Source organism: Aeromicrobium sp. EU05-FHT14F07 (genome assembly GCF_058790455.1).
The window spans coordinates 161,139-170,703 of sequence record NZ_JBYTCR010000007.1 but is presented as its reverse complement, the minus strand read 5'-3'; the positions used below and the strand labels follow the sequence as shown (position 1 = coordinate 170,703).

The 9,565-nt window shown below is 68.8% G+C and carries 4 protein-coding genes and 1 tRNA gene; 2 read left to right on the top strand and 3 right to left on the bottom strand.

Annotated features, from left to right (window positions below; translation table 11 throughout):
* The 3 genes from AC3WRM_RS08965 to AC3WRM_RS08955 form a co-directional block, all read right to left on the bottom strand.
* A partial coding sequence (locus AC3WRM_RS08965) for a hypothetical protein (protein WP_492247834.1) occupies positions 1-4,748 on the bottom strand: 4,748 nt, incomplete at its 3' end.
* A 1-nt stretch (position 4,749) separates the two neighbouring features.
* The gene (locus AC3WRM_RS08960; protein ID WP_492247835.1) at positions 4,750-7,512 is read right to left on the bottom strand and encodes a hypothetical protein; all 2,763 of its coding nucleotides are present in this window, start codon (positions 7,510-7,512) and stop codon (positions 4,750-4,752) included.
* 473 nt (positions 7,513-7,985) lie between these two features.
* Positions 7,986-8,071 (bottom strand) — tRNA-Leu (locus tag AC3WRM_RS08955).
* Between the two features lie 283 nt (positions 8,072-8,354).
* Between AC3WRM_RS08955 and AC3WRM_RS08950 the strand changes: the two genes are divergently transcribed.
* Both AC3WRM_RS08950 and AC3WRM_RS08945 read left to right on the top strand, forming a co-directional pair.
* Complete coding sequence (locus AC3WRM_RS08950) at positions 8,355-9,080, top strand: FHA domain-containing protein (protein WP_492247836.1); 726 nt, start codon at positions 8,355-8,357, stop codon at positions 9,078-9,080.
* The gene (locus AC3WRM_RS08945; RefSeq protein ID WP_492247837.1) at positions 9,077-9,562 is read left to right on the top strand and encodes an FHA domain-containing protein FhaB/FipA; all 486 of its coding nucleotides are present in this window, start codon (positions 9,077-9,079) and stop codon (positions 9,560-9,562) included. Before AC3WRM_RS08950 ends, AC3WRM_RS08945 begins: the two co-directional genes overlap by 4 nt.
* Positions 9,563-9,565 lie beyond the last annotated feature (3 nt).

The following is a 9,565-nucleotide window of genomic DNA, read 5'->3' as shown; positions in this document are numbered from 1 at the left end:
TACACGTCCGAGTACGGAGCGGTCGAGCCGAGGTTGCTCGCCGTGGGCGCAGCGCACGAGTTCCCGGACGACGTCCAGGCGTTCGTCATACGACGGAGGTTGTCGTACGTGAAGCACTGACGCCACGTCGTCGCAGACGTCTGGTTCGTGTCACCGGGAGCGACGTCGTTCAGCTTCTTGACGTTGCCCATGGGATCGTAGGTGTACCGCAGGTCCAGCTTCGGAGCCGTCGCACTGCCCTGCAGCGAGAAGGCACGTCGTGTCGTCCGACGCGTGGCGTCGTCGTACTCGCGGGTGTCGTACACGGCCTTCCCGGCCGTGCTCCCCGACGTCCGTTGGAGCACCTCGCCCAGCGGCGAGTAGAGGTTGTCGGTGACGATCACGACGGCGCCGGTCAGCTTCTTCACGTTGCCGAGCCGGTCGTACGTGTACGTGAGGTTCTCGTTCGTGATCCCCGTGACCAGAGGCTGGGTGATCTTCTGCACCGACCCGTCCGGGTTGTAGTCCACACCCGTGACGTAGCCGCCGGAACGCGAGAGGAGCCCCTCCTCCGTAGGGATCGTCAACGTGCTCGACGTGGGTCGACCTGCACTGTCGTAGGCCGTGACCTCGTCCTTGTACTCCTTGCCGTCAGCCACACGGACGGCGGACGCCAGGGCACCCTTGCGGACGGTGTCGTACGTCCACCTCGCTCGGACGAGACCAGTGGCGGAGTCGTCACGCAGCGCGACCTTCCGGCCGAGCGCGTCGTAGTCGGTCCACAAGGTCACACCGCGCTTGTCGGTGGCCGAGACCGGGCGGTCCAGCTCGTCGTAGGTGAAGGTGCTCTCGCCCTTGTCCGGGTCGTCGTCGGCGATCAGGCGCCCACGGATGTCGTACGTCTTCGACCACTCGGTGCCCGAGGCATCGGTGACCTTCTTGAGCTGACCGGACGGCGTGTACGTGTAGGAGGTGACGTCACCCCCGCCTGTCGGAGTGGACGCGGTGTGCTGAGTGAGGCTCGTGACCTGCCCTCGCGCGTCGGAGACCGTCGTCGTGGCGGTGCCGCCGGTCGGCGGCGTGACGAGGACCCGATCGCCCCCGTAGGCCGTGCTGGTCGACCACTTGACTCCACCGAGGGAGGCGAGCGCCTCCCTCGTGACGCGGCCGGCGAGGTCGTAGGTGTAGTTGGCGTAGCGGGGGACAGCGTTCTCCGCGGCCGACACGAGCGTGGTGTCGACGTCGCCGGAGTTGTAGTACGGCCCGCGGGACGAGCTCACCCACCCGCGGTCGTCGTAGATCTTCTCGGTGATCACGCGTCCACCGTCGGCGCTCGGCGAGGCCTTCTGCGTCGACCTCTCCCGCATGAGGCCGTCGTAGAACGCCACGGTCGCGACGTACTCCTGCGCAGCGTTCAGCCGCTCGGTCGTGACGGTGTTCGGTGCCGTCGCGCTCACCTTGTAGGTGAACTTCACCGACGGCGTCTGCGTCGCCTTGTCCCGACCCGGTCCCCAGACCGCGACCACACGGCCCAGGCCGTCGTAGGAGTAGTTGGTGACAGCGCCGGCGGCGTCGGTCTCGCTCGTCGGTGTGCCCCACGAGCGGGAGAGACTGACGACCGTGACGTGGTCCAGTGCGTTGGTCACCCTCACCTCCTCGGCCGGTCCGCCGGTGGCCGGGACGTAGGCAGTCGTCGTGGTCTTGCCCTTGGCGTCGGTGACGCTCGTCGGACGGCCGTACACGTCGTATTGGGTCTCGGCGTCCACTTGATAGGTGATGCCGTTGGACCAGCCGGAGACCGTCTCGAGGCGCGTCGGGCGCCCCTGCGTCGGCGCTGCGCCGAACGCCTGCCCGTCGTACGACGTGCGGCTCGCGGAGATGATGTGACCAGCCGCCGACGGTGCCGTCCCACACGCGAGTGCCGTGGTGACCTGGGACGCGGGGTAGTCGTACATCCCGAGAGTGGCGTTGGTGGCGAACGACGTCGTGGTGCACCGGTTGTCGGCCGCCGTCGACGTGTCCCCGAGGTCGTTGACGGCGACGGGCTGACCGCGGTCGTTGTAGTCCGTCGTCGTCTTCACCGTGCGGTACGAGCCTGACGAGAGCCGCGTCCGGGTCTCGGTCTCCCCGAGCCTCACGATGTGCGCGGACCGCCCGTTCGACGTGGCGGTCGCGGGCGAGGTCCAGGGCGTGTTGACCGTGATGTCCACGACCGCGCCCGACGCTCCCAGCTGGGTGCGTGTCCTGCGCTCGAAGCCGGCCCGTTCGTCACGGTCCTGGATGTCGGCGCTGTCGCCAAGCGGGTCGGTGACGGTGACGGACTTGGTTCCTCCACCTGCCGCGCGGTCACCGTGCATGCCGCGCAGGAACAGCGACTCGCTCCAGGTCTTGCCCGACTCCGCGCCGACCTCGGTCCTCACCCGGGAGTAGCCGCGCCACTCGCCCCATGTGCGGTACTTCGGCTCGACGAGGTTGGACGTCGTGTAGTGCCACCCGTCGCCGCCGCCGTAGGTGTAGCTGGTCGTGACGTTCGCTCCGCCCGAGCTGTTGTCGGCCTCCACGACGCTGTCGACCCGGTACTTGTGGAAGAACTCGAGCTGGGAGTCCTCGCTCCACCACGGCCTGAACCAGACCGGGAAGCAACGCCTGGCGTTCGTGTCGAGCGAACCGGCGGCCGGCTTGTCGCTGGCCGTGCAGTCGCGCGGCGAGTAGTTCACCGCGATGGACCCGCCGGTCCCGTTGTCGATGGCGTTGATGCGGAACCGGGCGAAGGAGTCCACACCGTTCGTGTCGTAGACCCGGTTGTCGAGGATCTCCTTGTTGAAGCGCACCGGAGGGAGGCTGACGTCGGTCCCCACCTTGCCCGTCTGCTGCACCTGCGCGAGCCAGAGGGTGCGGACCTGGGCCCGCTCCGCGTTCTCCTCGTTCGTCATGTCACCGGTCGCAGGGAGCTCGTGCGTGAGGTTCCACTCGTTCACGGCCGACCATGCGTCGTTCGTCGCCTTCACGAAGGTCGTGATCTTCGCGAGACGCTTCCGGGAGAAGAAGGTGGGCGAGGTGCGCGTCGCGCAGGAGGTGTCGCTGGTGCAGATCCGGTCGAAGGGGACGTCCGGCCAGTGCGAGGCGGTGTCCTTGGTCAAGGACTCGCAGGTGACCTCGCTGGTCTTGAGGCAACGCTCGGCGGAGGTGAAGACGACCTTTGCCGACGCGGCGTCGCTGCCCTGACGGCTGCCGTACTCGATCGACGTCAGCAGAGCGGCGCGGTCGTAGGCACGGACGGTGGCGTTCTTGTTGGCGCCGTAGTTGTTCTTCTCCTGGTCGTAGAAGTACGACATCGTGTTGCCGTTCGGGTCGACGACGTAGTCGAGACCCCAGCGCCACGCCTGGTCGCAGGCCGACGCCGCGAAGGTCGAGCCGTGGCAGGGCTCGCCCGCGCGAGCGCCGTAGACGGGAACGGTCGAGACCGAGTCGGTCCGGCGGTCGTCACCGTCGAAGCGCTGGTTCCTACCGTAGTAGTACCGGGTGCCGTCGGGCGTGGTCACCCGCCAGTACTCGCCGTCGTCGTCGCGGTTGATGCCGTCCTTCTTGAGCAGCTCGACACGCGTCCCGTCGTCGCTCTTCATCCGCCACTGGCTGGTCGAGCCGTCCTGGACGAGCTCGGAGCTCTGACCGTTCAGCGAGATGGTCAGGTTGTCGTCGCGCCAGCACACGTCGCCGACGTCCTCGGGGGTCCCGCTGACCTGGTCGCACGACTCGTAGGACCGCTCGACGAAGCCAGGGTCGAGGGAGAAGCCCTCGCCGATCCACGACGTCTGGTTGTTGGTGGACGAGGTCCGCCCGTCGACGGATCCGGACGAGTAGCTCAGTGCGAGGTCCGGCGTGGGGCCGTTGATCCCCGGCGGCGTCGCGATCGGGTACGACCACGTGAAGTCGCCAGACTGGTTCCCGGCAGACCACGACGAGGAGGGTGCGAGGGAGGAGGCCTTGTAGTCGCCCTGCGGTCCGGACGGGCCCGGCGCTGCCGCCACCGTCATGGTCGAGGCCGACGTCGAGCTGGAGCGCTGGGTCGGCACGGTCGCGGTGAGGGTGTTGTTCTTCGCGTCCGCGGTGGTCTTGAGCGCCTTCATCGCGCCACAGTCCAGGCCGCTCCCGGACTCGTCGCAGTCCTCGAAGGTCACCAGACGCAGCCGACCTGCCCAGTCGGCCCCAAAGGCGTTGACGAAGTCGGTGTAGTCGAGCTTGACGTCGACGGTCGCAGGCAGGTCCTCCTGGCGCGCGGTCGCGGCAGAAGGTTCCGCGGAGGGGCTCGCCGCCGACGCCGACGGAGCTCCCGCTTCGTCGCTCGCGTCGGTCGTCGCCTTTTCGGCAACCACCGTCTGGGGTGTCAGGTCGATTGTGTACGCCGGGGCGGCCACCGGCTCGCCGTCGAGCGTCACGGTCTCGGTCGAGAGCGTGGCCTTGGCCGACTCCTCGGCCCCCTTCGATCGGACCGAGAATCCCTCGACCTCCCGCGTCCACGAGTCAGCGACGGTCGTCTCGATCTCGACGCCCGCACGCGGGAGCTCGTCGGCCGTGACGGGTTCGCCCGACGTCTTGATCGACAGCGTGTCACCGTCGACAGGCGCGACCGGCACCGAGGGCATCACCTGGGTCTTCGGAGGCGCGTCATCGACCTCGGCAGAAGCGGGCGCGGCGGCCGAGGCGGCGAGGAGGGAGGTGATCAGAGCGCCCACGAGCGCCCAGATCGTCCAGCGACGACGTGTGGTCATGTCAGCAGCCTCCGCTCACGGCGACGCATTCGGTGCGTTCCCAGATCTTCAGGAAGTTGGAGATCTCGTCCTCGGTGAGAGGACCGCGGGCGACCACGACCTGGTCGAGGAAGCCGGTCCACCGACGGGTCGCGTCGTACGACGCTCCCACCGTCAACCGCTGGCGGACGAAGGACTCAGGAAGCGTGGCCGTCCCTGGCGTGACCGCGGTCGCGGCGTTGGTGCCGAGCACTCGGAGTGTCGCCTTCTTCGTCACGACGTCGTACGAGGCGACGACGGGTCGCGTCCCCGGCTGGCCGTCGTCGCCCGGCACGCGCGCGACGACCCACGCTGCCGTCTGGATGTCCCAGACGCGCAGGACGTAGTCGAAGCCTGTGCCGTTCACCTCCGCGCCGATCTCGAGGCCGGGAGAGTTCTCCCCTCCGAGCGAGAGAGCCGTCATCTGGTTGCTGCTCGTCGCCGTCTTCGCCGGATCGACGAACAAGGCCAGATCGAAGGACCGCCTCGGGTCGACGAAGGAGCCGACCATCGCCGGAGGCTGCGAGCTCTCGGAGAGGCTGATCATGGCGTCACGAGCACGGTTGTCCGGGTCGTCGTCCGTGTAGAGCGAACGAGTCGAGCGGGTGGCGTCGCCGATGTCGAGCGGGAACTCACCGGTGCTGTCGGCCGCCAGAGACCCGTCCTCGTCGTCGAACGTGTAGGTCGAGCGGACGAACCTTTCAGGGTCGAGGACCTCGAACTCGTGGACGAAGGGCACTTCGCTCCGATTCCCTGAGGCCTCGTAGGCCCAGACCCTCAGCTTGTGCAGACCGACGGCCCGCGCGGGCACGTGGAGAGTGTGGGTCTTGCCCGAGCCGGACGCCGCGAGCATCGGGTCGGTAGGCGGCGTGTCGGAGCTGAAGCTGTACCGGTAGCCGACCACGTCGTCCTTCGTCGATCCCGGCGCGAAGGTCAGCTGGTAGGACTTGCCCGGTTCCCAGCTCGTGGACGGGTCGTCGACTCCGGGCAGGCCCTGGACCCGGGGAGGTGCGGCCAGCGTGGAGTCGATGGTGAAGGTGCACTCGTCGGAGGCCGCGCTCCGCAAGCCCCCAGAATCCTCAGCGGTGACCCTGAAGGTCCAGGTACCAGACTTGACGGTGTCGTTCTCGTCGCGGCTCAGCGTGCTGAGGCTGTGAGCGGCGGTGGAGCCGCTCGCCACGTAGCTGCCCGTGATGTCACTGTGGGCGGAGGTGATGTCGGAACCCGCGTTCCAGTCCCAGAGGGGGCGGACGTTGTTGCCGTCGGGGTCGGCCAGCTTGGCCCGCATGACCGGGTAGGACGTCATCCTGCCGAGCCGGACGGCGCCCGTCGTCGGGCAGGCGATGCCGTTGATGGTGCGGGACGTCGGGACGCTCGGGCGTCGGTTGTACTCGACGGTGATGGACGCGTTGTGCTTGAAACGCCTCCAGTTCAACGGGTCTGCCTCGTCCTCGGCGATGAGGGCGAGGCCGATGCTGGGACGGCCGTCGCCGGCCGCGGCGGCCATGCCGTTCTTGATGTTCCACACGACGTCCCGACCGCCGGGATTGCACCCGGAGTGGCCGGCTGAGTACGACTTCCTGTCCTGGAACGCTCCCAGCGACGGCTGGTCGTTCCAGGTCGTTTCCGACGACACTCCCCCGGACCGGTAGACCTTGATCGGACGCGTCGTGCACGAGGGGGACCACACCATCGTCGCCTTGAAGGTCGCCGAACGGATCTGGTGCCCCGAGAGCGAGCTGATGCCGTACTGGAAGAAGAGTCGCTTGTTCGAGACCCCGATGTAGTTCTGGTAACCGGTGCCCTGACCCTCGTCGTCGGTCCACTTGTAGAACGAGGAGCTCGGGTGCTGCTTGAACACCATGGCCCAGGCGAATGCGCGCCCGCCCACCTTCGGATCGATGTAGACCGGGTACTGCACATCTGCACCCGTCAGTGCGTCGCGGTGCGGCTCCAGCACGATGTCGCCGCCCGTCACTGCCAGCTCCACCGGAGCGACGTCGTCGTTCTCCACCGGCCCCTGGGTCCGCCGATCGACAGCCTCCGCACTGCTGTCGACGACGGGCTGACCGCCGTCGCCGACGACCGTCCCGCTCGAGTCCCACATGATCGGAGCGGGCGCGTCGCCGACCGTGCGCCCCACGTCGTCGAGGACGCTGAGCCCGCCGCCCTCTGCCACCTCGACGCGTCCGTTGTCCACGTCCGTCGCGAGCTTGAGCTGGGCGAGGCGCGGGTCCGCCGCCGCCGCTGCCGTCCTCACCACGAGGACCTGGGAGACACCGCCGTCGGTGACCGTCATGCGAAGGTCGACGTCATCGATCACGTCGAGGTAGGTCGCGGCCGGGCCGTCCAGCACAGGTGCCGGCAGCGCACCGGGCCAGGAGATCGACGTGGTGACGTCGCCGACGGTCACCTGCAGCAGCGGGTCGCGTCCGCCCGCCGAGAGCTCGACGTCACCGGGCGCGGCCCGGGGACGGACCACGCCGTCGCTCTCGATGAGATCGAGGTTGATGGACTCCCATCCGTCATCGCCCTTGACTCGCACGGGCGCGTTCGAGATCTTCGTGGAGAAGGTCCCCCGAGGCGTCGCCCACACCGTCTCGGTCTCGGTGCGGTCCTCCACGATCTCGACGTTCTTGCCCGTCGCCGCGGCTTCCGCGAACGCCTTCGCCTCAGGATCGAGAGGAGCCGTGTCCTCGCCCTGCGCCTGAGCCTGGAGGCCGGCCACCACCAGACACGACGACACCAGACCAACGACAAGACGGCGCACGCCGACCTCCAGAGCAGCTCACAACGCCACCCCGAGTGAGTTGCGCAGGCACTGTCTACCAGTCGAATGCCTGGCCATGAGTCCTTTTCTCAGAAAGTTTTCATGTTTCCGTGTGAGCGGACGGGAATTGGGTAGCGGGTGCATCCACCGGACCGGCGAGTCCGTCGTCGCGGCGCCGGCGGACGTCGCTGCCGCGAGGCACTCGCACCGAACAGGCCGCGAGCCTCCCCCCGACTGCGCTCACGCCCGCGCGCATACGCGCCTGGACGTCGAGCAGCGGCGGCGGGATGACGCTCCGCGCTCTGCGCTCTGTGGTGTCGCGGGCACAGCCCACCTGGCACCATCCTCAGCGGCCTGGGAGCCAGGCCCGAGAGAGAGACCCTGACGCACGAAAAGAGCCGCGGGCGCTGTCGCCCACGGCTCTTGCCATCTCCGTCGTGCTTGTTGCTTGGTGCGCGAGGGGGGATTTGAACCCCCACGCCCTTGCGGACACTGGCACCTGAAGCCAGCGCGTCTGCCGTTCCGCCACTCGCGCGTCGTTCCCTGAGGAACAGTCGCCGAGTCTAACACCACGACTCCGACGTCCCGGCACCCGCCCGTCGGCGGCTGGGCAACCGCAGGAGACGGCCTGGGGGTGCTGCGGCACCGATGCCGGGGCGCGGGTCGCCGGGCCACCGACGACGAGGGCGGCAGGGCTGGGGTCGGCCAGGAAGAATGGAACGCGTTCCCACGTCAATTCGCGTGCGTCGAGCCTGCCGATACCATCGTCGGGACCACCGACGACCCCACGCACGTGACCCGGCAGGAGGCGAGAACCGATGGCAGGTGTGCTCAGCCGCTTCGAGCAGCGGCTCGAGGGCGCGGTCACCGGCGCGTTCGCCCGAGCCTTCCGCAGCGCCGTGCAGCCGGTGGAGATCGCCGCCGCGATCCAGCGCGAGGTCGACAACTCCGCCCACGTGCTGTCGCGCCAGCGGATGCTCGTGCCCAACGACTTCACCGTCGAGCTCTCGCCCACCGACCACGGCCGGCTCGCGCCCTTCGGCGACACCCTCACCACCGAGCTCGCCACCCTCGTGCAGGAGCACGTCACCGAACAGCGCTACACCCTCGCGGGACCCCTGCGCATCGAGCTCGTCGAGGCCCCCGACCTGGGCACCGGACGCTTCCGCGTGCGCAGCCGCACCAACGCCGCCGTCCGCCCCGTCGAGGGCGCGCGGATGACCGAGACCGCGGTGCGCAGCTCGCACGTCGTGCTCGAGGTCAACGGACTCAAGCACCCGCTCACGCCCCCCGGCGTCGTCGTCGGACGCGGCAGCGAGGCCGACCTGCGCATCGACGACCCAGGCATCTCCCGTCGGCACGCCGACATCAAGGTGCACGAGTCCGGTGGCAACACCTCCGTCACCATCACCGACCTGCAGTCGACCAACGGCGTCGTCCTCAACGGGCACCGCGTGCAGACCGCGTCGGTCGGCAACGGCTCGGAGATCCGCCTCGGCAACACGGTCCTCACCATCCGCATCACGACGAGCGAGGACCGATGACGGACCTGACCCTCACCCTCATCAAGATCGGCTTCCTCGCCGTCCTCTGGCTGTTCGTGCTGTCCGCCGTGTCGGTCATCCGCTCCGACATCTTCGGCGCGAAGGCTCCGAACCAGAAGCCCGCCAAGCAGCCACGCGCCGCGGCCGCCGCCAAGCCCGCCAAGGGCCGCAAGCAGCGCACCCCGCGCGGCGCGCCGACCAAGCTGCAGGTCGTCTCCGGCCCCAACTCCGGCCAGAGCGTCCCGCTCGGCGACGGCCCCGTCCTCCTCGGCCGCGGCACCGACGCCGCCATCCGCCTCGACGACGACTACGTCTCCACGCGGCACGCCCGCTTCGCCACCAACGGCGAGCAGTGGTTCGTCGAGGACCTCGGCTCCACCAACGGCACCTACCTGGGCAGCCAGCGGATCACGTCCCCCACCCCGATCGGTCTGGGCATCCAGGTCCGGCTGGGCAAGACCATCGTCGAGCTGCGGAAGTAGGAC

Excerpts from the sequence above, each read along its gene's own strand:
- AC3WRM_RS08950 (WP_492247836.1), top strand. The coding sequence starts at position 8,355 with ATGGCAGGTGTGCTCAGCCGCTTCGAGCAGCGGCTCGAGGGCGCGGTC.
- AC3WRM_RS08945 (WP_492247837.1), top strand. The coding sequence starts at position 9,077 with ATGACGGACCTGACCCTCACCCTCATCAAGATCGGCTTCCTCGCCGTC.